Origin of the sequence: Streptomyces sp. NPDC002573, assembly GCF_042889625.1 — a bacterium.
Lineage (GTDB): Bacteria > Actinomycetota > Actinomycetes > Streptomycetales > Streptomycetaceae > Streptomyces > Streptomyces gibsoniae.
In genome coordinates, this window is sequence record NZ_JBIARC010000012.1 from 107,965 (window position 1) to 133,751 (window position 25,787).

A 25,787-nucleotide genomic window follows, 5' to 3' on the forward strand; every position below is an offset into this window, starting at 1 on the left:
GCGGATATTTCCTGGGGGAAGAGGATGAGCGGCGTGATGCCGGACGAGCCCGTACTTGCCGTGCGCGGGCTGCGATACGAGGTTGCGGACCGCGTGTTGCTGGATGGAGCGGACCTCGAGGTGGCCCCCGGCGAGTCGGTGGCGGTCGTCGGTCCGAGCGGTAGCGGCAAGAGCACCCTGCTGGGGTGTGTCCTGGGGCTGATCAAGCCTTCTTCGGGCTCGGTGCACGTGGCCGGCGCTGACGTGACGCGGATGCGGCGGCGTGCCTTGGAACGGCATCGCAGCAACCACATCGGAGTTGTTTTCCAGTTCGGTGAACTGCTGCCGGAACTGACGCCCGTGGAGAACGTCGCTCTGGCTGCTCTGCTGGCAGGCAACGGTACGCGCCAGGCGTATGAGAGGGCGGAGGAACTGCTGGTCGAGCTGGGTGTTCCCGTCAAGGGAGTACCGACCGGCCGGCTTTCCGGAGGCGAACGGCAGCGAACTGCGGTCGCCCGCGCCCTGATGAACGAGCCGGCGCTGCTGCTGGCCGACGAACCGACCGGTGCCCTGGACTCGGTCACCAGGGACACCGTGGCCGAGCTGCTGTTCTCGGTGCCCAGGCGGTGGAACTGCGCGCTGGTCGTGGTAACCCATGATGCCGAGGTCGCCCGCAGGGCGGACCGGCATCTGGAACTCAGGCAAGCGACGTTGACGCCGTACGCCGTGGGGGGCCGGGCATGAGCAGAACACCCCTTTCCGTCCAACTGCTGCGCATGGGGTGGGCTGCCGGACGGCGCAACGGCGACGGTGCGGTGCGCGCCATCGCGCTGCTGCTCGCGGCAGCCTCACTGGCCCTCGGACTGTCCGCCGTGGCAGCGGTGTGCGCCGCCTACGACGGGATCGAACACCGTACGGGCGAGCGCGCACTGCAGTTCCAGGATGCGTTTCCCGACCGTCCGGCAGTGGCTGTCGCCAGAAGCGACTTCGACGAAGCGGAAGGACGCCAGTACAGCCTCGTCTATCTTCGCCCGCTCTCCAGGAACACCCCTCTTCCGCCCGGGCTGGACCGGTGGCCCGCACCGGGCGAGGCCGTCCTGTCACCACAGCTGTACCAGGCTCTGCGCGCCGAGGGTGCGCCGTCCAGACTGGGCAAGGTGGCCGGCATCATCCATGAATCCGGACTCTCCAGCCCGGGTGAGCGGTACGCCTACGTCAACCCCACGGACAAACAACTGGACAAGGCCGGATTCTCAGCTGTCGTTGGGTTCGGAGCGGAGAGGGGGCTGCCTGCCGGCGATGTCTTGTTCGTGTCCGACCGCGGCAAGTTGCTGACCGCGCTGTATCTGATTCTGCTGCCGTCTGGTGTGATGGCCGTCGTCGCCGTGCGGATGGGGTCGACAGGCCGGGACAAGCGCATCGCTTTGGTCAGTGCGTTGGGTGGTAGCCCGCGCCATCGGCTCTGTCTCACCATCGGGGAATCGGTGGTTCCCGTTCTGGCAGGTGCGGTGTTGGGAACGCTCCCGGCTCTCCTGGCGATGACGACTGCCCGCGTTCGTCTGCCCTGGATCGGCTACTGGCTGTCCGGTGCCGACCTGCGTCACTGGTGGTGGGCCGCCGCCCTGGCAGGCTGTGTGGGCGCTGCCGGCACCCTGCTCCTGGTCTGTGTGATGCACCGACCCGGCAAGCAGGGAAGCACCCGGCCCATCCAGCTGTCGGCTCGTCAGAGACAGGTCATCCGCTGGGCGGCAATGGCCTGTCCGCTGCTGATCTCCGCCACTGTGTGGGGCCCGGCGCTCCTGGATCCCGCACAGTACGCGGATCTCAGGATGAAGCTGTACAACGCGGGTGTCGTGGCAGTCCTGGCCACCTTCCCCTGTGCGGTTGCCCTCGGCGCCGGGGCGGCCGGGACCTGGATCGCCAATTCGGTCACTCGGACGGGCAGTTCGGGGGCCCTGGTCGCCGGGCGGCACATCGCCGCGCATCCAGGGGTGACCGCTCGGCTGGTCGCCGGAGTAGGGGTCGCCTTGGTACTGGTCAGTCAGGTCCAACTCAAGAACTCACAGTTCGGCGAGAGCGCAGAGGCTGCTCAGGACACGGCACACCGCATCGGGCACAGCGTCGTGCTCCTCCAGGTCGACCCCGCCAGGCTGTCCCGGGACCAGTTCGCCGACGCGCTACGGCAACTGCCAAAGAACACCGAAAGCCTCGCCCTGTACCCTCCGGCGGACTCCGCCCCGAAGGGCCTCCCCCTTATCCAGGCCCCCTGCGCTGCTCTTCGGGCCGTAGAACTGCCTTGCTCCCAGCAGGTCACGACGACCGGCACAACCCAGGTGGCCCTGCGGATCGCAGAAGCCGTGCACTGGTCCATCCCGGCCGGTGAACGCGTCGCCGTACATGAGGGAAACGTACTCCCGGACAACTGGAAGAAGGCACCGCGCAACCTCGTCCTGATCTCCTCCGATGGCCGGGACCTGGCCTACGACCAGATCAAACAGCTCCTGCGGGACAACCTTCCCGTTGCGGCTGTCACCCCCGAGCTCCCCGGCGAAGGGTGGCTGGTGGGCGCGCGAAACGGAGTAGCCCATGGCAGATGGGTCGTCTTCTTCGGGGTTCCGGGCCTCCTCATCGTCGCTCTGGCCGCCGCCCTCGGCAATCTCGCCGAGTTCCTGCACTTCAGCCGCCTCGTCGCGCCGCTGAGCGTGCTGACCGGTCGGCGGAAGGTCTACTACTCGGCCGCCGCTTGGGCTCTGCTCGCCCCGCTCCTGGCGGCAATCGCCACCAGCGTCATTGTCGCGTCCTGGCTCGCCGCTCCCCAGGAGAGCCCGGCTGACGGCATCGGGCTCTCCGACACCACGTTGTCCGCCACCGCATCGGCACTCGCCGTCCTCGCCTTCCTCACCTGGTGGTGGGGAGCCCGCGCGGCACTCCGCCAGGCAGCCCGGTGGCGCCCCTACGGAGAGTAGGAGTCGCCGGCCGCGCCCCTCCGTTGCGCCGAGTTGTGGCGCAACGGAGGGCAGGGAGTGGTTCGGGTACTTTCCGAGGAGCCGCGCCCCACTTTCGGGTGATCCCGCAATGATCGGGGCATAACGGCAGTGCCTCCAGGTAGCTCGGGGTTGCGAAACCAATCCGACTACCAGAAGGACGGGCGGAGGTCCCGCGCGGGCCCCAGATTGCGCCAATCGGGCCGCCTCGCCAAGGCCCACGGCAAGTGGCTTGGACCAAAAGTCGATCAAGAGAATGAGAGAAGGCCAGGTCAGATGGTATCTGGCCTCGCCTTGCCCGGATCCGCTCTCGCGCTTCAAACCTGGGACCTACGCATTGCAAATGCGTAAGCCGCTCCGGTCCCGTCTTGGACCCATCCAGCCCTCGCACGGGCCTCGCAGGGCAGTGGTATAGACCGAAATCGATCAAGGGAATGAGAAAAGGCCAGGTAAGATGGAGTCTGGCCTGGCCTTCCATGGAGCCGCCTTCGGGATTCGAACCCGAGACCTACGCATTACGAGTGCGTTGCTCTGGCCATCTGAGCTAAGGCGGCGCGCCGTCCGCACTATGGTGCGATCAGCAACGTCGGTAAGTCTACACAGTTTCCGTGGGTGCTCCGACCACCCCCCGGAGGCAGTGCCTCCGGGGGCGTCGGGAGCGCTACGAGCAGTGCTTTCCCTTCGCCGGCGGTGTGCCCCGCAGCAAGTAGGCGTCGATCGCCGCGTCGATGCACTTGCTGCCGCGACCGTACGCCGTGTGTCCGTCGCCCTCGTACGTCAGGAGCCTGCCGGAGGAGAGCTGCGAGGCCAGGGCCTTCGCCCAAGGGTACGGGGTCGCCGGGTCCCGGGTCGTGCCGACCACCACGATCGGCGCCGCGCCCTGGGCCGTGATGCGGTGGGGGCGGCCCGTCGCCCGCACCGGCCAGTACGCGCAGTTCAGCGACGACCAGGCCAGACCCTTCCCGAAGACCGGCGACGCCTTCTCGAACGCCGGAAGCGCCTGCTCCACCTCCGCCGGCCCGGAGAACGCCGACGGCAGGTCCAGACAGTTCACGGCCGCGTTCGCGGACATCAGGTTCGCGAACTTTCCGTGCGCGTCGCGCTCGTAGTAGCTGTCGGACAGGGCGAGCAGCGCGGCCCCGTCGTGGCGCTTGATCGCCGAGGCCAGCGCCTCGCGCAGCTGGGGCCAGGCCGCCTGGTCGTACATCGCCGCGATCACACCGGTCGTGGCCAGGGCCTCACCGAGCCTGCGGCCGCCGGCGTCGCCCGTCGCGAGGGGGGAGGCGTCGAGTTGGGCGAAGAACGCCTTCAGATGGTCGCCGACCTTGGCCGGCGACGTACCCCGGCCGCCCAGGGGACAGATGGACTGCCGGACGCAGTCCTTGGCGAAGGACTGGAAGGCCGTCTCGAAGCCCGCCGTCTGGTCCTCGTTGAGCTTGCGGGCGGACAGGGACGGGTCCATCGCGCCGTCCAGCACCAGCCGGCCCACGCGCTCCGGGAACAGCCCCGCGTACGTCGCGCCGAGGAACGTCCCGTAGGACGCCCCCACATAGCTCAGCTTCTGGTCGCCCAGCACCGCGCGCAGGATGTCCATGTCACGGGCCGCCTCGACCGTCGAGACATGCCGCAGCAGGCTCGCCGAGTGCCGCCCGCAGCCCTCCGCGAACTTCCTGTCCGAGGCGACGAGCCGGTTCACCTCCGCCTGGTTGTCGGGCGTGAGGTCGGTCTGCGCGTACGCGTCCATCTCGCGCCCGTCGAGGCAGACGACCGGCTCGCTGTGACCCACACCGCGGGGGTCCATGCCCACGATGTCGTAGCGGGCGCGGATCTCCGCCGGGTAGCCGGCGCCTGCGTACTGCTCCAGATAGCCGACGGCCGAGCCGCCCGGGCCGCCCGGGTTCACCAACAGCGAGCCGAGGGACTTGCCGGGGCCCTTGGGCCGTTTGCGGGCCACGGCCAGGGTCACGTCGCCCGCGGCCGGCTTGTCGTAGTCGCGGGGCGCCTTCATCGTGGCGCACTCGAAGCCGGGGACTTTGCAGGGACTCCAGGTCAGCCGCTGCGCGTAGTACGAGGAGAGCGCCGCCGGTGTGGCCCGGGGCAGCGCGGCCAGCCCCGCGTCCGATGTCGTCGCCGTCGTCGCGCCTCTGGCGGAGCAGGCCGACGCGAGCAGTGCCGCGACGGCGAGCAGCGCACCGCCCGTCCGCAACGCCTGGGGTGGACGGAGGAGTCGGAGGAGGGGGAGCGGACGGGAGCGGAGACGGCGAGAGCGGCGGGAACGGGGCGAGGGGGACGGTCCGGTGATGCGCCTGGTCTGCATTCCGTGAGCGTAACTCTGCGAGATGACCTGATCGCTCTCCGTCGCCTCGGCCCTTCGTACGAGTGACACCGTCAATCCGCCGCGGCCGTATCCCCCTCATGGGCGGGCGTACGGTCAGCTCCCCGCACCGCCTCGGCCCGTGCTCACCCGGCCCGGAGCGCCATCGTCATCGCCTCCACGGCCAGCAGGGGCGCCACATTGCGGTCCAGGGCCTCCCGGCAGGCGGCGATCGCCTCGATACGACGGAGCGTCGACTCGGGCGTGCTGCCCCTGGCCAGGCGCTCCAGGGCGTCCTCCGCGTCCGCGTTCGCCAGGGCGATGCGGGAGCCGAGCTGGAGGGCGAGGACGTCGCGGTAGAAGCCGGTGAGGTCGGTGAGGGCCTGGTCCAGGCTGTCGCGCTGCGTACGCGTTCTACGGCGCTTCTGCTTGTCCTCCAGATCCTTCATCACGCCTGCCGTGCCGCGGGGCATCCGGCCTCCCTGCACCGCGCCCAGCGCCGCCTTCAGCTCCTCGGTCTCCTTGCCGTCCATCTCCTCGGCGAGCTGCTTGGAGTCCTCCGTGGCCGCGTCGACCAGCTCCTGGGCCGCCTTGAGACAGCCGCCGATGTCGTCGATCCGCAGCGGGAGCTTCAGTACGGCGGCCCGGCGGGCCCGGGCACCCTCGTCGGTGGCCAGTCGGCGGGCGCGGTCGACATGGCCCTGGGTGGCGCGGGCCGCCGCGAACGCGACCTCCGGGTCGAGGCCGTCACGCCGGACGAGCATGTCCGCGACCGCCTCCACGGAGGGGGTGCGCAGATTGAGGTGGCGGCAGCGGGAGCGGATCGTCGGGAGGACGTCCTCCAGGGACGGGGCGCACAGCAGCCAGACCGTACGCGGAGCGGGTTCCTCCACCGCCTTCAGGACCGCGTTGGCCGACTTCTCGTTCAGCCGCTCGGCGTCCTCGACGAGGATCACCTGCCAGCGGCCGTTCGCCGGCGACGTGAACGACTTGCGGACCGTGTCGCGCATGTCGTCCGCGAGGATCTGCGTGCCGACGGCGGCGACCGTCGTCACGTCCGCGTGGGTGCCGACCAGGGCGGTGTGGCAGCCGTCGCAGAAGCCGCAGCCGGGGGCGCCCCCGAGTACGCGGTCGGGGCTGACGCACTGCAGCGCCGCGGCGAAGGCCCGCGCCGTCTGCGTACGCCCCGCGCCGGGCGGGCCCGTGAACAGCCAGGCGTGCGTCATCTTCGACGCCTCGGGCGGCGGGGTGTTGGTGGCGGCCGCGGTGACGAGGGCGTCGGCGTCGCGGGCAGCCGCGCGGAGCTGCTCGCTCACCTTCTCCTGCCCCACGAGGTCGTCCCACACGGTCACGGGACACCGCCTTTCCGTCGTACTCGCCCTGCCGCGATCCATTGTGCGGGCCGCCACTGACAACCGTGCGCCCCACTACTGACAGCCACTGCTGCCCACCACCACGGACGGCCGGGCACGGCGCACGGCCGGCCACCACGGACGGCCGGGCACTACGGAGAGCCGGCCACTACGGACGACCGGGGCAGCCGACGGTCGGCGTCATCCCGGGTCGCGCCCGGCGGCACGGCGGCGCCCGGCCCCTCTCAGCCGCGTCGGCCCCGCCCGCGATCGTCGCCGTCCCAGCCCTCGTCCTCGCGGGAGCCGAGCAGTTCGTCCGCCAGGCTCGGGAGGTCGTCCAGCGGGGTCTCCTCCGCCCAGTCCGGACGGGGCCGGCGCCGCGGACGGCCCTCGCTGTCCATCTGCGGCAGCTCCCGCGTACGGTCCTCGGTCCCGTCGGGCCGCGGTGCCGCCTGCTCGTCCCGGAAGAAGCCCGGCGGCACCCGGTCCGCCGGATCGCCGGCGCCGCCGTCCCGCACGGGCGGCAGCACGGCCGTCTCGTCGGCCGCGCCCGGCACCACCGGGGGCAGCACCGCCGTCTCGTCGGTGGCGCCCTGCGGCTCCGGCGGCCTCGGCAGCTTCGCCGTGGTCTCCGCCTCGCTCTCCACCGGCCGGACCGGCGGCAGGACCGCGGTCTCGTCCGCGGGCCCACCGGACGCGTTCGACGGCGTCACGAGCGGCGTGGGCACGGTGGTCTCGTTGTCCGCCCGGGAGACCCCGGAACCCCGCGAGGCCCCGCCCCCGGAACCGGACGCTCCGGCACCGCCGCCGGCCGTACCCGAACCCGAAGCCGTCCCCGAAGCCGCCGCAGCAGCCGAAGCCGCCGCCTCGGCCGCGGCCCGGCGTGCCTCCTCGGCCCGCAGCAGCGCGTCCTCGGCCTTGCGCTGCTTCTCCAGGCGGCGCTCCTCGGCTTCGGCCCGCAGCCGGGCCTCCTCCTCGGCCTGCCTGCGCCGCGTCTCCTCCTCGGCCTTGCGCCGGGCCTCCTCGGCCTGCCTGGCCTGCTCCTCCGCGAGAAGGCGTGCCTGCTCCTCCTCGGCGCGCCGACGGGCTTCCTCGGCCCGCTGCCGGGCCTCCTCCGCCTGCCGTTCCGCCTCGCGGCGCTGCGCCTCCTCCAGCTCGCGCTGCTTGCGCTCCTCCTCCTCGGCCCGGAGCTTGGCGAGCTGCTCCTGGCGCTCACGCTCCAGCCGCTCCTCCTCGGCCTTGCGCGCGGCCTCTTCCTCGGCCTTGCGGCGCGCCTCCTCCTCGGCCTTGCGGCGCGCCTCCTCCTGGGCCTTCACCTCGGCCTCGGACAGCGGCAGCAGCCGGTCGAGCTGGTGACGGATGACCGTCGTGACCGCCTCGGGCTCCTGACCGGCGTCGACGACCAGATAGCGGCCGGGGTCGGCGGCGGCCAGCGTGAGGAAACCGGACCGTACGCGTGCGTGGAACTCGGCCGGCTCCGACTCCAGCCGGTCCGGCGCCTCGGTGAACCGCTCCCGCGCCGTCTCGGGGGCCACGTCCAGCAGGACGGTGAGATGGGGGACGAGACCGTTGGTCGCCCACCGGTTGATCCGGGCTATCTCCGTCGGGGACAGATCCCGGCCCGCTCCCTGGTAGGCCACGGACGAGTCGATGTACCGGTCGGAGATCACGACCGCGCCCCGCTCCAGGGCCGGCCGGACGACCGTGTCGACGTGCTCCGCGCGGTCCGCCGCGTACAGCAGCGCCTCCGCTCGGTGCGACAGACCGGCGCTGGAGACGTCCAGCAGGATCGACCGCAGCCGCTTGCCGACCGGTGTCGCCCCCGGCTCACGGGTCAGCACGACCTCGTGTCCCTTGGCCCGGATCCACTCGGCGAGCGCCTCGGCCTGGGTGGACTTCCCGGCTCCGTCACCGCCCTCCAGAGCGATGAAGAAGCCGCTCTCGGCGGGCGCCTCCACCGGGTCGTCGCCGCGCAGCGCGTCGCGCAGGTCGCGCCGCAGCGGCACCCCGGAGCGGTCGTCGACCTTGGCCAGGACCAGCGCAGCCACCGGCAGCAGCAGCGCGCCGACCAGCATCAGGGTGAAGGCGGCGCCCCCGTGCTCGAACACGAACTTGCCGTTCTGCAGCCGGTGCGGCCCGATCGCCCCTGCCACCACCGGTGCCACCAGAGCGCCGATCGCCACGGAGACCCGTACGACCGCCTGGAGGTGCTCGGTGGTCCTGCCCCGCCGGTGGTCCTCGGTCTCCTGGTCGAGCAGTGTGTGCCCGGTGTTCGCCGAGACACCCGCCCCGACGCCCGCGAGCGCCACGATCAGCAGCACGGTGGTGACGTCCGGGACGAGCCCGCCGGCGAGCAGCGCGACCCCGGTGAACGCGATCGCCAGGGCGAGCAGCCGGCGCCGCGACAGCGACGGCAGCATGCGGGGCGCCGTACGGATGCCGACGACCGTGCCGCCGGTCAGCGCGAGGACCAGCAGGCCGTACGTCACCGGGCCGCCGCCCAGGTCCTTGGCCAGCAGCACGGAGACGGCGACGGCGGCCGCGACGGCCCCGGCGACGGCCGCGCAGGCCGGCACCAGCAGCGGGATGGCGCCCGTACGGCCCTTGTCGACACCCGAGCCCGTCCGCGGGCGGCGCAGGCCCTCCAGCGGCGACCGCGCGCGCGGGGTGCGGGCGTCGGGCAGTTCGAGGGAGCTGACGACGGACAGCGAGGCGGCGAACAGACCGGCCGCGACATACGAGGCCAGGGCCGCCTGGTGCAGGGAGAACCAGGTGATGCCCGTGCCCAGCAGGTTGCTCAGGAGCGACACGAGGACGAGGGCGGCGGCCGCCAGCGGCACCGCCACGAATCCCGTACGCAGCGACAGGCGCCGCAGCGCGTCCATGTGGTCCGGCAGCGGGCGCACCGTCGCGCCCTCCAGCGGCGGCGTGGGCAGCAGGGCGGGCGCCGCGCTCTCGCGGCTCACCGTCCAGAAGCGCTCGGCGACCCCGGTGACGAAGGCGGTGACCAGCAGGACCGGCAGCGCGTTGCCCGGCGTCCAGTCGATCCACAGGGGGGCGACGATCAGCAGGGCGGCCCTGAAGGCGTCCGCCCCGACCATGGTCCAGCGGCGGTCGAGCGGTCCCTCCTTGGAGGTCAGCGCGGTGAGCGGGCCGAGGAGAACGGCCCCGAAGAGCACGATGGCGAGAATGCGCGCACCGAAGACGGTCGCGATCACGAACGCCACGCCCCGGTATCCGCCCCCGAAGGAACCCTGGGTGATGGCCGCCTGTAGAGCGAGCATGACAAGTACAAAGAGGGCAAGGGCGTCACCCACCCCGCCCACGAGCTGGGCGCTCCACAGCCGCTTCAGCTGCGGTCGGCGCAGCAGGGCGCGGACGGCGCGCTCGCGGGAATCTGCGACCAGGGCGTCGTCGGGGGCCGGATTCTGGGCCGTTGGCTGCTCGGCTCGCGTCATGCTTTCAGCCTATCGGCAGCCACGGACAGCCCGTGGCAGGCGCCCGAACGTGCGCCCGCATGTCATCGAACTGATGCAGGAGCGTGCGTTTCGCGAAGCCGATGTGAGCGTGGGCGGCGGAATCCGTCCGGATGACGCCCGTGCGGAGACACGCCCGGAGGGCGTCCGTGCGGGGAAACGCCAGAGGGCGCCCGTGCGGCGATCTGCGGCAGGGCGCCCACGCGAGGCACGAGGACCGGGCTCAGTCCTCGGCACTGTCCTTCGAGGCCGCCGTCATCCTCTCGGCCGCGGTCTTCTTCGCAGTTGTCTTCTTCACAGTCGTCTTGGCCGCCGTCGTCTTCTTGGCCGCCGTCGTCTTCTTAGCGGCCGTCTTCTTCGCCGCCGTCGACGCCGTCTTCTTCGCCGGCGCCTTCTTCGCGGGGGCCTTCTTCGCCGTCTTCTTGGCGGGCCCCTTGGCGCGCTTCTCCGCGAGCAGCTCGAAGCCGCGCTCCGGCGTGATGGTCTCGACGCTGTCGCTCGAACGCAGGGTGGCGTTGGTCTCGCCGTCGGTGACGTAGGGCCCGAAGCGGCCGTCCTTCACGACGACGGGCTTCCCGCTGACCGGGTCCTCGCCCAGCTCCTTCAGCGGCGGCTTGGCGGCCGCGCGACCCCGCTGCTTCGGCTGGGCGTAGATCGCCAGCGCCTCCTCCAGCGTGATCGTGAAGATCTGGTCCTCGGACTGCAGCGACCGCGAGTCCGTGCCCTTCTTCAGGTACGGGCCGTAGCGCCCGTTCTGCGAGGTGATCTCCTGGCCGTCGGCGTCCGCGCCGACGATCCGCGGCAGGGACATCAGCTGCAGCGCGTCGTCGAGGGTCACCGTGTCCAAGGACATCGACTTGAACAGCGAGGCCGTGCGCGGCTTGATCGCGTTCTTGCCCGTCTTCGGGGTGCCCTCGGGGAGGATCTCCGTGACGTACGGGCCGTAGCGGCCGTCCTTGGCGACGATCGGACGGCCCGTCTCCGGGTCCGTGCCCAGCGGGCGCTCGCCGCTCGGCTTGGCGAGCAGTTCCTCGGCCAGCTCGACGGTCAGTTCGTCCGGCGCCAGGTCGGCCGGGATGTCGGCGCGCTGGTGCTCCTCGGAGTCCCTCTCGCCCCGCTCGATGTACGGGCCGTAGCGGCCGACGCGCAGCACGATGTCGTTGCCGACGGGGAACGACGACACCTCGCGCGCGTCGATCGCGCCCAGGTCGGTCACCAGTTCCTTGAGACCGCCGAGGTGGTCGCCGTCGCCGTTGCCGGCGTCCGCGGCGACGCCCTCGACCGTGCCCTCGCCGAAGTAGAACCGCTTCAGCCACGGCACGGCCTTGGCCTCGCCGCGCGCGATGCGGTCGAGGTCGTCCTCCATCTTGGCGGTGAAGTCGTAGTCGACGAGCCGCCCGAAGTGCTTCTCCAGCAGGTTGACCACGGCGAAGGACAGGAAGGACGGCACGAGGGCCGTGCCCTTCTTGAACACATAGCCGCGGTCGAGGATCGTGCCGATGATCGACGCGTACGTCGACGGGCGGCCGATCTCGCGCTCTTCCAACTCCTTGACCAGCGACGCCTCGGTGTAGCGGGCCGGAGGCTTGGTCGAGTGGCCGTCGGCGGTGATCTCCTCGGCGGTCAGCGCGTCGCCCTCGGCGACCTGCGGCAGCCGGCGCTCGCGGTCGTCCAGCTCCGCGTTCGGGTCGTCGGCACCCTCGACGTAGGCCTTCAGGAAGCCGTGGAAGGTGATCGTCTTGCCGGACGCGCTGAACTCGGCGTCCCGTCCGTCGGCGGCGGTGCCACCGATGCGGATGGTGACCGAGTTACCGGTGGCGTCCTTCATCTGGGAGGCGACGGTCCGCTTCCAGATGAGCTCGTAGAGCTTGAACTGGTCGCCGGTCAGACCCGTCTCCGCGGGGGTGCGGAAACGATCACCCGAGGGACGGATCGCCTCGTGCGCCTCCTGCGCGTTCTTGACCTTGGCCGCGTAGGTGCGCGGCTGCTCGGGCAGGTAGTTCGCCCCGTACAGCTGCGTGACCTGGGCGCGGGCGGCGGTGACCGCCGTGTCCGAGAGGGTCGTGGAGTCCGTACGCATGTACGTGATGAAGCCGTTCTCGTACAGCTTCTGCGCGATCTGCATGGTGGCCTTCGCGCCGAAGCCGAGCTTGCGGCTGGCCTCCTGCTGCAGCGTCGTCGTACGGAACGGCGCGTACGGCGAACGGCGGTACGGCTTGGACTCGACCGAGCGGACCGAGAACCGGGTGTTCTCCAGGGCGGCGGCCAGCGCGCGGGCGTTCTGTTCGTCGAGGTGCAGGGTGTTCGCGCTCTTCAGCCGACCCAGCGAGTCGAAGTCGCGGCCCTGGGCGACGCGCTTGCCGTCGACGGTCGTGAGCCGTGCCACCAGGGTCGACGGGTCGGACGGGTCGCCCGCGCGGCCGGTGCCGAAGGTGCCGGTCAGGTCCCAGTACTCGGCGGAGCGGAACGCCATGCGGTCCCGTTCCCGCTCCACGACCAGGCGGGTCGCCACGGACTGCACACGGCCCGCCGACAGCCGCGGCATGACCTTCTTCCACAGGACCGGCGAGACCTCGTAGCCGTAGAGGCGGTCGAGGATACGGCGGGTCTCCTGGGCGTCCACGAGCTTCTGGTTCAGCTCGCGCGGATTGCGCACGGCCTGCTGGATCGCGTCCTTGGTGATCTCGTGGAAGACCATCCGCTTGACCGGGACCTTCGGCTTCAGCACCTCCTGGAGGTGCCAGGCGATGGCCTCGCCCTCGCGGTCCTCATCGGTGGCGAGGAAGAGCTCGTCGGAGTCCCGCAGCAGGTCCTTGAGCTTCTTGACCTGCGCCTTCTTGTCGGCGTTGACGACGTAGATCGGCTGGAAGTCGTGTTCGACGTCGACGCCGAGGCGGCGTACCTCACCCGTGTACTTCTCCGGCACCTCCGCGGCGCCGTTCGGAAGGTCGCGGATGTGCCCGACACTCGCCTCGACGGTGTAGCCGGGGCCGAGGTAGCCCTTGATCGTCTTCGCCTTGGCAGGCGACTCGACGATGACGAGTCGGCGACCGCCCTGTGCGGTCTCGCTGGTCGGGGACAACTTCGCTCTTCTCTCCGGTCGACTTCGGCCTCCCCAGGCCTTCGTCCCGGGGTCGGGTCATGGTGACGCTGCGGAGTGTGACGGTACATCCCGCCCCCGTGTCAAACGGGAAAAGCCCGCAACGGCCACTCGAACGGTAACCCGACTACCGGCATTCCTGCCGCCCGGAGTGGCGGACAGCCCTTTCGGCCCTATCCGGAGTGTGATCTCTCAGTTACCGGGGACCCGGTCGGCGGACGACCGGGAACCGTGAAGTCAGAGGCGCGTGAGGCACCAGGCCCCGGCGGCGAGCGCGGCCAGGGCGACGACGCTCGCGAGGGTGGCGGATGCGACGCGGCTCACACCCTCGGCAACGGGCTCGCGGCGGTACAGCCGGGTCGCGGTCCAGGTCAGCAGCCCGGCCCCGAACAGGGCGAACACCGTACCCGCGAAGATCGCCGGTCCGCTCTCCATGTCCCGCTCCCTTCGTTCCCGCAATGCCCAGCGACGGGAGGCTGACACATCCGGGAGGCGGGTGCACGAATCCGGGGTGAACGCGCGGCGGCCGAAGCGCGATACGTCACCCATACGCCCCCCTGGCACGGTCCCTGGCGCGGGAACCCGGGACGGTTGGTCCCGGGATCGCGGAGCCCGGGGCTCGTGGATTACGGACCGTAGACCGGGCTCGTAGCCCTGACTCGCGGACCTGGCTCGTGGACCAGGGCGTGGACCGGGCTCGAAAGACCCCGAGGCCGTACGCCGTGCGAGCCGGACGCGTACGGCTCCGAGGCTGCTCCCGCGCCGCATCCGCCTGGCCTCCGCGGCAGCACGCGCGTGTGCGGGACGCGCGAATCGGGTTGCGCCCGGCGGATGTTGGCCGGTTTCACGCCCTCGGAGCCCCGGCTCGCGCCTCTCCGCCCCGGGTACGGACCCTCATCGTGGCGAGCGATCTGACGGGTGCGCGGGCGCGAGCACCCGAACGGGTACGGCCCAGTGCGCCGTGCGCGCCCGGCGATCGCGCCCGCCGCCCTGGCTAGCGCGCCGGCTCCAGGAACCCCTGCTCAACCAGCAGCCGGATCTGTGCGGGGGTCCGGTCGCGCAGCAACACGGGGTCCTCGCCGACGAGTTGAGCGATGGCGTCGAGGATCCGCCCCGCGCTCAGCGTGCCGTCGCAGACGCCGGCGAAGCCGGCACCGACCGTGTCCACCTTCGTGGCACGCCGCATCCCGCGGTTCTGGCGCAGCACGACATGCTCGGGGTCCTCCGCGCCGGGCAGCCCGACCTGCTCCTGCACCACCTCGGCGGCGAGCCTGAAGTGCCCGGCGAGCAGGGCCGCGTCGTCGTGCTCCCGCAGATAGTCGACACGGTCGAAGTGCGCGCGCACCGTGGCGCCCAGCGGCTGTTCCACCGGGTGCGGCCACTCCTCGACGGTGATCGACGGCTCGGCGGCGTCCGTCCGGTGCAGCGCGATCCAGCCGAAGCCCACCGCGCGGACCTTGCGTGCCTCGAACTCGTCGAGCCAGACGTCGTAGCGTCCCTGGTACTCCGCCGTGTCGCCGCGGTGGTCGCCCGCGTCCCGCAGCCACAACTCGGCGTACTGCGTGACGTCCTGGACCTCGCGCTGCACGATCCATGCGTCACAGCCGCGCGGCACCCATGAGCGCAGCCGGTCCTGCCAGTCCTCCCCTTCCACGTGCTGCCAGTTGGCGAGGAACTGCGCGAACCCGCCCTCGTTCAGCCGCTCCCCCGACATCTGAACGAGCGTGCGGCACAGATCGTCCCCGCCCATCCCGCCGTCGCGGTAGGTGAGCCGGGCGCCCGGCGAGATCACGAAGGGCGGGTTGGAGACGATCAGGTCGTATGTCTCCTCGTCCCGGATCGGCTCGAACAGCGAGCCCTGGCGCAGATCCGCGGCCGGGGCGCCGGACAGCTCCAGGGTCAGCGCGGCGATGTGCAGGGCCCTCGGGTTGACGTCGGTCGCCGTCACGCGCGTGGCGTGCTGGGCGGCGTGCAGCGCCTGGATCCCGGAACCGGTGCCGAGGTCGAGGGCGGAGCCGACGGGGGTACGCACGGTGATCCCGGCAAGGGTCGTGGAGGCTCCGCCGACCCCCAGGACGACCTGCTCGTCCCGGCTGCCGATGCCGCCCGCCCCGCCGACCGCGCACCCCAGGTCGGAGACGATGAACCAGTCCTCGCCGTCGGATCCGCCGTACGGCCGGACGTCCACGGTCGCGGCGAGCTCGTCGCCCCCGGTGCGTGCCAGCCAGCCGGCGTCCACGCACTCGTCGACGGGCAGAACGCCCGCCACGCGCGCGTGCGGCACCGGCTGTTGCAGCAGAAACAGCCGGACGAGGGTCTCCAGCGGTGTGTCCCCGCGGGTGGCCCGGAGTGCGGGCACGGTCTCGCTCCGGGCGAGCGCAGCGTACGCGGGCGCACCGAGCAGTTCGAGCAGCCCGTCGGCCGTGAAGGAGGCCGCCAGCAGGGCGTCCCGCAGCTGTGCGGTGACGTCGGCTCGATCGGTGGAGGGCAGCGTGGACAGACTGGGGTTACTCACGCCCCCCATTGTGGCGCGGGGTGGCCGGCCCTGACGGCAGCACCGGCCACCCGGAACGCGACGTTCAGCCGGTCGTCGCCGGGGCCGAGGCGGACGTGGAGGCGCTCTTGCAGCTCGCCTGCTTCGTCATCGCCACGCCGACCTCGCCCGCCTCCAGCTGCTTGAGCGCGTCGTTCCCGCTCTTGCTCAGCTTGTCGAGCTGGGTCGCGATCCCCTTGAGCCCGTCGGCGAACTTCGCCTGGTCCTTCGTGTTCAGCCCGTCCATCTGCTTCTGGAGGCCGGCGTACGCCGTGGAGATGCTGTTGAGCTCCTGGACCGCGTTCTTCTGCTTGGCCGCGCCGCTGTCGACCTCGGGCGCGCCCGCCCTCTCGACGCCCGCGCTGATCGCCTTGTAGGCGTCGGACATGTCCTGGAAGGCCTGGGAGTCCGTCTTCTGGACCTGCTCGGGCGTGCTGTTGTCCGAGGTCTGCTTCTGGATCGCGGTGCTGGCGTCGGCGATCTTCTTCGCCTGGGGCTGCACCGCGTCGCAGACCTGCTTGGCCCAGGTCCCGAGCTTGTCCTCGCTGACGCTGCTCTTGCTGCCGCTGGTGCATCCCGACAGTGCCAGTACCAGTACCGCACCGCCGGACAGTGCGGCTGCGAGCTTCTTGTTCACCGGATCGGTCCCTTCCATGGCTCTCTCGGCCCCGGAAGATACACGCCAACCGGGCGACGGCCGCGTGGCGATTGTCGCTGATGACCGCCCTTGCAGGCATTTACACCAAGAGAGAGAAGGGTCACGCAGAGAGGCATGAACACGGACAGGGCGGGCGTACAGGCTCGCGATGAGCGCCGTACGCCCGCCCTTTTGTCCCGTACCTGACCAGGCGGAAAAGCGGGTGCCGTGTGGCCCGCTACGAAACCACCGCCGCGTCGGGTGACTTGCTGACCCGCTCGGCGTTCTCTTCGTCACCCACGGCGATTCCACGCCGCTTGGAGATGTAGACAGCAGTCGCGATCACGGCAAGGGCGAGGACCGCGACCAGGATCCGGACGCCGAGACTCTTGTCGCTGCCGTACGAGAACTTGATCACCGCCGGCGCGATGAGCAGCGACACCAGGTTCATCACCTTCAGCAGGGGGTTGATCGCCGGGCCCGCGGTGTCCTTGAAGGGGTCGCCGACCGTGTCGCCGATCACCGTCGCGGCATGCGCGTCGCTGCCCTTGCCGCCGTGGTGCCCGTCCTCGACGAGCTTCTTGGCGTTGTCCCAGGCACCGCCCGAGTTGGCCAGGAAGACCGCCATCAGCGTGCCGGTGCCGATCGCGCCCGCGAGGTACGCCCCGAGCGCGCCGACGCCCAGTGTGAAGCCGAGGGCGATGGGCGCCATGACGGCGAGCAGACCGGGGGTGGCCAGTTCCCTGAGGGCGTCCTTGGTGCAGATGTCCACGACCCTGCCGTACTCCGGCTTCTCCGTGTAGTCCATGATCCCGGGCTTCTCACGGAACTGCCGTCGCACCTCGTAGACCACCGCGCCGGCGGACCGCGACACGGCGTTGATCGCCAGCCCCGAGAAGAGGAAGACGACCGCCGCGCCCACGATGAGGCCGACCAGGTTGTTGGGCTGCGAGATGTCCATGACCAGGCTCATCGGTCCGCCGTCGCCGACCTTCGCGCCCACGTCCTGTGCGGCCGTGGTGATCGCGTCGCGGTACGAGCCGAAGAGCGCCGAGGCGGCGAGAACGGCGGTGGCGATGGCGATGCCCTTGGTGATCGCCTTGGTCGTGTTGCCCACGGCGTCCAGGTCGGTGAGCACCTGCGCGCCCGCGCCCTCGACGTCGCCGGACATCTCGGCGATGCCCTGCGCGTTGTCGGAGACCGGCCCGAAGGTGTCCATGGCGACGATCACGCCGACCGTGGTGAGCAGACCCGTGCCTGCCAGCGCCACCGCGAACAGCGCGAGCATGATCGACGTGCCGCCCAGCAGGAACGCTCCGTACACGCCGAGCCCGATCAGCAGCGCCGTGTAGACGGCCGATTCCAGGCCGAGGGAGATACCGGCGAGGACGACGGTCGCGGGTCCGGTCAGCGAGGTCTTGCCGATGTCCCGCACCGGGCGGCGGGTGGTCTCGGTGAAGTAGCCGGTCAGCTGCTGGATCAGCGCGGCGAGCACGATGCCGATGGCCACCGCGACGAGTGCGAGGATCCGCGGGTCGCCGTCCTTGGCCCGGATCGCCGCGTCGGAGATGCCCTTGAGGCCGGCGTACGACGACGGCAGATAGGCGTAGACGGCCGCGGCGACCAGCGCCAGCGAGATCACCGCCGAGATGAAGAAGCCCCGGTTGATCGCGGACATGCCGCTGCGGTCCGCACGCCGCGGCGCCACCGCAAAGATGCCGATCATCGCGGTCACGACCCCGATCGCGGGCACGATCAGCGGGAACGCCAGCCCCGAGTTGCCGAACGCGGCCTTCCCGAGGATCAGCGCGGCCACCAGCGTCACGGCGTACGACTCGAAAAGGTCGGCCGCCATGCCCGCACAGTCGCCGACGTTGTCGCCCACGTTGTCGGCGATGGTCGCGGCATTACGCGGGTCGTCCTCCGGAATGCCCTGCTCGACCTTGCCGACCAGGTCGGCGCCGACGTCGGCGGCCTTGGTGAAGATGCCGCCGCCGACACGCATGAACATGGCGATCAGGGCCGCGCCGAGACCGAAGCCCTCCAGGACCTTCGGGGCGTTCGCCGCGTACACCAGCACCACGCAGGAGGCGCCCAGCAGACCGAGCCCCACCGTGAACATGCCGACGACGCCACCCGTGCGGAAAGCGATCTTCATGGCTCGGTGCGAAACGGTGGTGAGGTCCTTCTCGGGCTCGCCCTTCGCCGGGGTCGCCTCGCGGGCCGCGGCGGCGACCCGCACATTGCTGCGTACGGCGAGCCACATGCCGATATAGCCGGTGGCCGCCGAGAACGCCGCACCGATCAGGAAGAACACCGACCGTCCGGCACGCTGATTCCAGTCGTCCGCGGGCAGCAGCATGAGCAGGAAGAACACGACCACGGCGAATACGCCGAGCGTGCGAAGCTGCCGGGCCAGATAGGCGTTGGCGCCTTCCTGGACCGCCGCGGCGATCTTTTTCATGCTGTCGGTGCCCTCGCCCGCCGCGAGTACCTGGCGCACCAGAATCCCGGCGACCACGAGGGCCGCGAGGGCGACCACCCCGATCGCGATCACGATCAGGCGGTTGCTGTCGGTCAGTACGGCCGCTGCGAGGGTTGTGGGATGGTCAAACTGTTGAGGGGTAGAAAGCCCCGCCATTCGTCCTCCTTGACGCTTGGGCTGAGCTCAAGATGTGGACGGATTGTAGGTACCGGGACCTGATCAAAACAGTGCGCGGTAAGCGGAATTGGCCTTCACATGCTCTTCAGTAAAAGATCGCACGTGAGACACAGAACCCGAAAGAGGTAATGCCCCAAAGGCATTGACTGGATCAGTGCTTGATCAAATTATCGCGCGATTGATCGTGAAGGAATTCACGAATAGCGGGCGCGACTGTACAAAAACAAGGGCCCTGCACACGGCAGGGCCCTTGAAACCGTAACGACCGCTACGGGAAGAGGGAGACGTACGAGACCTGTCAGGCCGGGAGCGTGGCGGGCGGCGTGGTCGGCCAGCTCATCCTGATCAGTCCGCCGTTCTCCCCGGTGGACACCTCGACGTCGTCCACGAGGCCGCTGATGACCGCGAGGCCCATCTCGTCCTCCTCGGCCTCGGCGTCGTCGACGGCACCGGACGCGCCGGACGCCTTGTCGCCGGGCACCAGGTGGGGCGCCTCGTCACCGACCTCGATGGAGAACTGCTTCTCCTCCTCGGTCAGCAGCACCCGCACCGGCGCCGAGATGCCGTTGCTCTGGTGCAGTCCGACGGCCCGGGTGCAGGCTTCGCCGACGGCGAGCCTGACCTCGTCGAGTACGGCCTCCTCCACTCCGGCCCTGCGCGCCACCGCTGCCGCCACCAGACGGGCGGTCCTGACGTGCTCGGGCAGCGCGCTGAAGCGGAGTTCAACGGTGGCCATGCATCCCCCTCGGAACTCGGGCGTGCGATCAGGGGGCCGGGCCGACAGGGCCCGGTCCCCCGCTCTTAACTTCAGCCGTCCGGGCCCTGCGGCCCGGAAGCGGGTCAGTCGGTGGCCGCTACCGCTTCCTCGACCGAGGTGTGGATCGGGAACACCTTGGTGAGACCGGTGATGCGGAAGATCTTGAGAATGCGCTCCTGGTTGCACACCAGGCGCAGGGAGCCCTCATGGGCCCGCACACGCTTCAAGCCGCCCACCAGCACGCCAAGCCCGGTGGAGTCGAGGAAGTCCACGCCCTCCATGTCGACGACGAGGTGGAAATTCCCGTCGTTCACCAGCTCGACCAGCTGCTCGCGCAGCTTGGGCGCGGTATATACGTCGATTTCGCCACCGACCTCGACGACCGTACGATCGCCGACGGTACGGGTCGACAGGGACAGGTCCACGGATCCTCCAGCACCTTGCTATCGAGCGGTCGCCCCACGGGACACCTCGGCAGAGCCCCAGGACGGTTCGCCAGCCGCGATGGCATTCAATCACTTACCGGCAGGCGTGCACGACGCCTTGGGCCCATTGTCCGTCACGCCAGTGACACACTCGGTGCCGATGGCCAAGAATCACCGATCCGATCGACCCCCGACAGACCCCGTGTCCCGCCTCGCGCCGGCCACGGTGCTGGACCGGCTCGCCTCGGGGCCGAGCCGGGCTTCGCGCATCACTCATACGGAGCACTTGCCCCCGCGAGAGGGCCGCCATGCCGTCTGGCCGGACCGGATCCGCGCGGAGGTCGTCGCCGCCGTGCGGGACGCGGGCATCGAGCACCCCTGGGCCCACCAGACGCTCGCCGCCGAGCACGCCCTGGACGGCGATTCGGTGGTCGTCGCCACGGGCACCGCGTCGGGCAAGTCGCTCGCCTACCTCGTCCCGGTGCTGTCCTGCCTGCTGGACGGCTCCGAGGCCCCGAACGGGCGGGGCGCGACCGCCCTCTATCTGGCCCCCACCAAGGCTCTCGCGGCAGATCAGCGCCGGTCCGTGAAGGAACTTTCACAACCCCTGGGCACAGCGGTCCGCCCCGCGGTGTACGACGGCGACACGCCCCCCGAGGAACGCGAATGGGTGCGTCAGTACGCCAACTACGTCCTCACCAACCCCGACATGCTGCACCGGGGCATATTGCCCTCACATCCGCGCTGGTCCTCCTTCCTGCGTGCCCTGAAGTACGTCGTCATCGACGAGTGCCACACCTACCGCGGCGTCTTCGGCTCCCATGTCGCCCAGGTCCTGCGCCGCCTGCGCCGCCTCTGCGCCCGCTACGGCTCCTCCCCCGTCTTCCTGCTGGCCTCCGCGACCGCCGCCGAGCCCTCGGTGGCCGCCCGCCGTCTCACCGGTCTCCCGGTCGTCGAGGTCGCGGACGACGCCTCCCCGCGCGGCGAGCTGGTCTTCGCCCTCTGGGAGCCCCCGCTGACCGAGCTCCACGGCGAGAAAGGTGCACCCGTTCGGCGTACCGCGACCGCCGAGACGGCCGATCTGCTGACCGACCTGACCGTGCAGGGCGTGCGCTCGGTCGCCTTCGTCCGCTCCCGCCGCGGCGCCGAACTGATCTCGGTGATCGCCCAGGAGCGTCTGGCCGAGGTCGACCGCTCCCTGGCCCGGCGCGTAGCCGCGTACCGCGGCGGTTACCTTCCCGAGGAACGCCGCGCCCTCGAACGCGCCCTCCACTCCGGAGAGCTCCTCGGCCTCGCCGCCACCACCGCCCTCGAACTCGGTGTCGACATCTCCGGCCTGGACGCCGTCCTCATCGCCGGCTACCCGGGGACGCGGGCGTCCCTGTGGCAGCAGGCGGGCCGCGCGGGCCGCTCCGGCCAAGGCGCCCTCGCGGTCCTCGTCGCCCGAGACGACCCGCTGGACACGTTCCTCGTCCACCATCCCGAGGCCCTCTTCGACCAGCCGGTGGAGTCCACGGTCCTCGACCCGGACAACCCGTACGTCCTGGCCCCGCACCTGTGCGCGGCGGCCGCCGAGTCCCCGCTGACAGAGGAGGACCTGGAGCTGTTCGGCCCCGCGTGCGCCGAACTGCTGCCGCAGCTGGAGGCCGCGAAACTGCTGCGCCGCCGCACGAAGGCCTGGCACTGGACACGCCGGGAGCGGGCCGCCGACCTCGCGGACATCCGCGGGGAGGGCGGGCGCCCGGTTCAGGTCGTCGAGGCCGGCACCGGGCGGCTGCTCGGCACGGTCGACGCGGGCGCCGCGCACACCACGGTGCACGAGGGCGCGGTCCATCTGCACCAGGGCCGGACCTATCTGGTGCGGTCACTTGAGCTGGAGGACTCCGTCGCCCTGGTCGAGGAAGCCAACCCGCCGTACTCGACGGTCGCCCGCGACACGACGTCCATCTCCGTCCTGGAGACGGACCTCGAGGTCCCCTGGGGCGAGGGCCGGCTCTGCTACGGCTCCGTCGAGGTCACCAACCAGGTCGTCTCCTTCCTGCGCCGACGTCTCATCACCGGCGAGGTGCTGGGCGAGACGAAGCTCGACCTCCCTCCTCGTACGCTGCGCACCCGAGCCGTGTGGTGGACGGTCACCGAGGACCAGCTGGACGAGGCCCGGATCAGCCCGGAGATCCTCGGCGGCGCCCTGCACGCCGCCGAACACGCCTCCATCGGCATGCTCCCGCTCTTCGCCACCTGCGACCGCTGGGACATCGGGGGCGTGTCCGTCCCGCTCCATCCGGACACCCTGCTGCCCACGGTGTTCGTGTACGACGGGCACCCGGGCGGCGCGGGCTTCGCGGAGCGGGCCTTCCGCACGGCCCGCTCCTGGCTGGACGCCACCCGCCAGGCCATCGCCTCCTGCGAGTGCGAGGCCGGCTGCCCGTCCTGCATCCAGTCCCCCAAGTGCGGCAACGGCAACGACCCGCTGCACAAGAGGGGGGCCGTGCGCCTCCTCACGGTGCTGCTGCGCGGGGCGCCGCAGGAGACGGAAGGCGAGACGGAAGCTCCGGCGAAGGCGGAAGGCGAGGCCCGGGCATAGGACGGTCGCGGCGGGGCTGCCGGTGGTCCCGGAAGCCCCTCCTCCGGCGCCGCCGCTTCCGCCGGTCCCGCCCTCGCCCTCACCTCGGCGGTGAAGGGACCCGAGACCGATGCCACCGTGACATCGGAGACCTCCCCCGCGACGACACACCGCACGAGTCGACCCCCTTGGGCTCCCGCCACGCGACCTGCCCTCGTACACGCCGCCTCACCTCCCTCCGTCCAGCGGTCGGCGGCCGCCAGCGCGGCCAGGTCGGCCGCGGCAGCCGCACGATGGCGGACCAGCACGACCTCCCCATGCGCCAGCAGTACGCCGAAGACGGCACAGAGGGCTCCGGTCAGGCACACGACCCAGACGGTCGCCGAACCGCGGTCCGAAGTGCGGTCGGAACCGCGGTCCGAGGGGGCCCCTGCCGAGCGCGCCCTTCGGACGCTCTCCGCATGGGCGTTGAGTACGTCGAGCAGCCCGGACAGGGAGCGAGCTCCGCCGCACCGGCGGTCACCGAGACGGCTCACCGATTCACCCCCACGGTCTCCTCCGCCGACGCCACGGCCTCGTGCCGCAGTTCGAGCGTCAGCGCCCTCGGGCCCGGCGGGTGAGCGACGACCAACACGTGCACCGTGTCGCCCTCCCGGCTCACCGTGACCCTGGCTCCGTCCGGCGCAGCCTGCCGGGCCACTCTCCGCACCACGTCGGCGGGCTCCTGCCGGGCCGCGGCCCGGGCCCCCGCCCGCGCCGCGTCCACGCACTCGATCTCCGCGGACGCGGCCAGCAGGGCCCACAGAAGGGCCGTCGCGAAGAGCACCAGGGCGGGGAGGACGACCGCGGTCTCCGCCGTCACGAATCCTCGGTCCCGACAGCGGCCTCCTCCCCGGCACACCGGCGACCCGTCACATCCGGACACTGAGCGCCCGCTTCACGATGTCCTGCAACTCCGCGCTGACCTGCCCGCTCGTCAGCACCTTGTAGAGAAGCGCCGCGAAGGCCACCGCGGCGATGATCCCCACCGCGTACTCCGATGTGACCATGCCCGCATCCCCGCGCACCGCCGGCCGTACCCGGCGCACCAGCGCACGCATCCGAGCCCGTACCCGTACCACCTTGCTCATGCCAACCCCCGTCGGTTGCTATGCCGTTGTTGTTTGTTCCGTTGATCCGTTCGATCGAGCCGTGTGATCCGTTCGATCGAGGCGTGCGACTCCGTACGATCGCCACGCACCGCTCTCCGTTTTCCGCTCTCCACCCATCCGCCCACCGCCCCCGCCCGTCATCCGTCCCTCGTCAGCGGCCGCCTCCTCCCAGGAGCCCGCCCGCGAGTCCGATCACCACGGGCAGCACCCCGACCGCGATGAAGGCGGGCAGGAAGCACAGCCCCACCGGGGCGGTGACCAGGACGCCCGCCCGGCGCGCACGAGCCGTCGCCGTACGGCCCCATTCAGCGCGAGCCTCCGTCGCCAGGCGCCCGACCGACGCGGCCGCCGGTACTCCGGAGTCACCCGCCCGCTCCAGGAGCCGGGCCAGTGCTGCGGCGCCGGGGAGGGAGGCGAGCCGCCGCCAGGCGTCGGCAGGTTCACCACCCAGCCGCATCTCGGCCGCACCTCGCTCCAGCCGCTCCCCGACCGGCCCTCGCAGCGCCTGCCCCACGGCCTGAGCGGCCGCCACGGGGCCCGCACCGGCCGCGATGCACGCCGCCAGCAGATCGGCTGCCAGCGGCAGTTGGCGGGCCGCCACGCCGGTGTCGCAGTCCCGGGCGAGGCGGTCGCGCTCCTGCCGGGCTCGCCATCGCACGACGCCCACTCCGGTGACCAGTCCGGCCGCCGCCCCGCCCGGCCCTCCGACGAGCAGCCAGCCGGCACACAACGCCCCCAGGACCGGCAGCCACCGTCGCGGGGCGCCCCCCAGCAGCCGCGGCCCGATGCCCTGCCGTTCAGGGGGTGCGCCGCGCGCCCCTCTCCTTCGCTTCTCCGGCCTCTCGGGCGCGTCGTCCCGGGTCAGCAGCGCACTCAGCCGCCGCCGCGCCCTCCGCTCGTGCCGCGTGGTGGCGAGGAGCCACACCGACCACCCCAGCGCCGGGATCCCACACAGCACCCACAGCCTGTGGACAACTCCGGCGCTCATGCCGCCTCCGCCCCTCGCACGATCCGCAGCGCCCACCACATCCCCGCGCCCTCCAGCACACCGCCGGTCACGAGACAGACCAGTCCGGCTCCGGTGTGCAACAGCACGTGCAGCGGGTGGGCGCCCAGCGCGGTGCCCAGCAGCAGGCCGAGGACCGGCAGCCCCGCGAGCAGGACCACCGTCGAGCGGGCGCCCGCCAACTGGGCCTGCAGATCGGCACGCTGGTCGCGTTCGGCGCGCAGGGCCGCCTCCAGCCGGTCGAGTCCGGCCGCCAGGCCCGCACCCCGGTCCACGGCCACCCGCCAGCAGGCCGCGAGCCCCGACAAGCCGTCGGCCCCCGGCTGCCGTGCCGCGACCGCGAGCGCACCCGGCACATCCCCACCGAACCGGGCCGCCGCCAGCACCGCAGCGTGGGCCTCGCCGAGGCCGCCCGAGTCGCGCGCGGCCCGTAACAGCGCCTCACCCGGCTGGCACCCCGCGCGCACCTCCCCGGCGAGCGACGCGCACAGCGCGATCACGGCTTCACCGCGGCCGTCCCACACCTGTCGCGCCTCCCGCGCCAGCCGCACCCTGCGCAGGACGGCCACGCCCACGGCCCCCAGCAGCAGAGGCAGCGCGGACGCGCCGAGCACCGCGACAAGCGCCCCCGCGGCGAGCGACCACCATTCGGCCGTCAGCCTCCGCGCCCGGCCGAGGAACCGCTTCCAGAGCGGCGGGCCCACCCCCGCCGCCGCGCCACCGCCCGCGAACAGCAGCCGGGCGCGGTGCGCCCCCGTGTTCGGGCCGCTCATCATCCGGGCCGCCACGCCGGCGCACACCAGTCCCGCGCCGACCGACATCTGACCGATCCCCATCACCACCACGCA

17 protein-coding genes, 1 tRNA gene and 1 pseudogene are annotated in these 25,787 nt (G+C 71.4%); 3 read left to right on the plus strand and 16 right to left on the minus strand.

The window, feature by feature from the left end; genetic code table 11:
• Positions 1–36: 36 nt before the first annotated feature.
• Together ACFYX0_RS14475 and ACFYX0_RS14480 are read left to right on the plus strand one after the other, a co-directional pair.
• A complete protein-coding gene (locus ACFYX0_RS14475) occupies positions 37–723 on the plus strand; it encodes an ABC transporter ATP-binding protein (RefSeq protein ID WP_388970210.1) in 687 nt (228 codons plus the stop codon).
• A complete protein-coding gene (locus tag ACFYX0_RS14480; protein ID WP_388970212.1) occupies positions 720–2,945 on the plus strand; it encodes a hypothetical protein in 2,226 nt (741 codons plus the stop codon). The genes ACFYX0_RS14475 and ACFYX0_RS14480 overlap by 4 nt, the downstream gene beginning before the upstream one ends.
• Positions 2,946–3,440: 495 nt before the next feature.
• Here ACFYX0_RS14480 and ACFYX0_RS14485 read toward each other — a convergent pair.
• The 11 genes from ACFYX0_RS14485 to bldG form a co-directional block, all read right to left on the minus strand.
• A tRNA-Thr gene (locus ACFYX0_RS14485) sits at positions 3,441–3,517 on the minus strand.
• 107 nt (positions 3,518–3,624) lie between these two features.
• Positions 3,625–5,280, minus strand: a complete 1,656-nt coding sequence (locus tag ACFYX0_RS14490; protein ID WP_388970213.1) for an alpha/beta hydrolase — start codon at positions 5,278–5,280, stop codon at positions 3,625–3,627.
• Between the two features lie 143 nt (positions 5,281–5,423).
• A complete protein-coding gene (locus ACFYX0_RS14495) occupies positions 5,424–6,629 on the minus strand; it encodes a DNA polymerase III subunit delta' (RefSeq protein WP_388970215.1) in 1,206 nt (401 codons plus the stop codon).
• 245 nt (positions 6,630–6,874) lie between these two features.
• Complete coding sequence (gene tmk / locus ACFYX0_RS14500; protein WP_388970217.1) at positions 6,875–10,087, minus strand: dTMP kinase; 3,213 nt, start codon at positions 10,085–10,087, stop codon at positions 6,875–6,877.
• 241 nt (positions 10,088–10,328) lie between these two features.
• Positions 10,329–13,187: a type I DNA topoisomerase gene (gene topA / locus ACFYX0_RS14505; RefSeq protein ID WP_388970219.1), complete on the minus strand. Its 2,859-nt coding sequence runs from the start codon at positions 13,185–13,187 to the stop codon at positions 10,329–10,331.
• A gap of 255 nt (positions 13,188–13,442) precedes the next feature.
• Entirely contained in the window at positions 13,443–13,640 is a 198-nt protein-coding gene (locus ACFYX0_RS14510; protein ID WP_355917482.1) for a hypothetical protein, read from the minus strand.
• 559 nt (positions 13,641–14,199) lie between these two features.
• Positions 14,200–15,729 (minus strand): methyltransferase, encoded by a 1,530-nt coding sequence (locus tag ACFYX0_RS14515; protein WP_388970221.1) that lies wholly within the window; start codon positions 15,727–15,729, stop codon positions 14,200–14,202.
• A gap of 55 nt (positions 15,730–15,784) precedes the next feature.
• Complete coding sequence (locus ACFYX0_RS14520) at positions 15,785–16,393, minus strand: small secreted protein (RefSeq protein ID WP_388970223.1); 609 nt, start codon at positions 16,391–16,393, stop codon at positions 15,785–15,787.
• Positions 16,394–16,613: 220 nt separating this feature from the next.
• Positions 16,614–19,016 carry a sodium-translocating pyrophosphatase gene (locus ACFYX0_RS14525; protein WP_388970225.1) on the minus strand — a complete coding sequence of 801 codons (2,403 nt, stop codon included), beginning with the start codon at positions 19,014–19,016 and terminating at the stop codon, positions 16,614–16,616.
• A gap of 319 nt (positions 19,017–19,335) precedes the next feature.
• Positions 19,336–19,773 carry an ATP-binding protein gene (locus ACFYX0_RS14530; protein WP_311694856.1) on the minus strand — a complete coding sequence of 146 codons (438 nt, stop codon included), beginning with the start codon at positions 19,771–19,773 and terminating at the stop codon, positions 19,336–19,338.
• Positions 19,774–19,877: 104 nt separating this feature from the next.
• Positions 19,878–20,219: an anti-sigma factor antagonist BldG gene (gene bldG / locus ACFYX0_RS14535; RefSeq protein WP_010986038.1), complete on the minus strand. Its 342-nt coding sequence runs from the start codon at positions 20,217–20,219 to the stop codon at positions 19,878–19,880.
• A 79-nt stretch (positions 20,220–20,298) separates the two neighbouring features.
• Here bldG and ACFYX0_RS14540 point away from each other — a divergent pair, with 79 nt between their 5' ends.
• A complete protein-coding gene (locus ACFYX0_RS14540) occupies positions 20,299–22,803 on the plus strand; it encodes a DEAD/DEAH box helicase (protein WP_388970227.1) in 2,505 nt (834 codons plus the stop codon).
• A gap of 122 nt (positions 22,804–22,925) precedes the next feature.
• On the opposite strand, the pseudogene ACFYX0_RS14545 reads toward ACFYX0_RS14540, so the two are convergent.
• The 5 genes and pseudogenes from ACFYX0_RS14545 to ACFYX0_RS14565 form a co-directional block, all read right to left on the minus strand.
• A pseudogene (locus ACFYX0_RS14545) lies at positions 22,926–23,318 on the minus strand (Rv3654c family TadE-like protein); the annotation flags it as partial.
• Entirely contained in the window at positions 23,315–23,644 is a 330-nt protein-coding gene (locus ACFYX0_RS14550) for a TadE family type IV pilus minor pilin (protein WP_355917494.1), read from the minus strand. The pseudogene ACFYX0_RS14545 and the gene ACFYX0_RS14550, both read right to left, overlap by 4 nt.
• Before the next feature lie 49 nt (positions 23,645–23,693).
• Entirely contained in the window at positions 23,694–23,912 is a 219-nt protein-coding gene (locus tag ACFYX0_RS14555) for a DUF4244 domain-containing protein (protein WP_311694867.1), read from the minus strand.
• A 172-nt stretch (positions 23,913–24,084) separates the two neighbouring features.
• Positions 24,085–24,921 (minus strand): type II secretion system F family protein, encoded by an 837-nt coding sequence (locus ACFYX0_RS14560; protein ID WP_388970229.1) that lies wholly within the window; start codon positions 24,919–24,921, stop codon positions 24,085–24,087.
• A complete protein-coding gene (locus tag ACFYX0_RS14565) occupies positions 24,918–25,775 on the minus strand; it encodes a type II secretion system F family protein (protein WP_388970315.1) in 858 nt (285 codons plus the stop codon). Before ACFYX0_RS14565 ends, ACFYX0_RS14560 begins: the two co-directional genes overlap by 4 nt.
• Between the last annotated feature and the right edge of the window lie 12 nt (positions 25,776–25,787).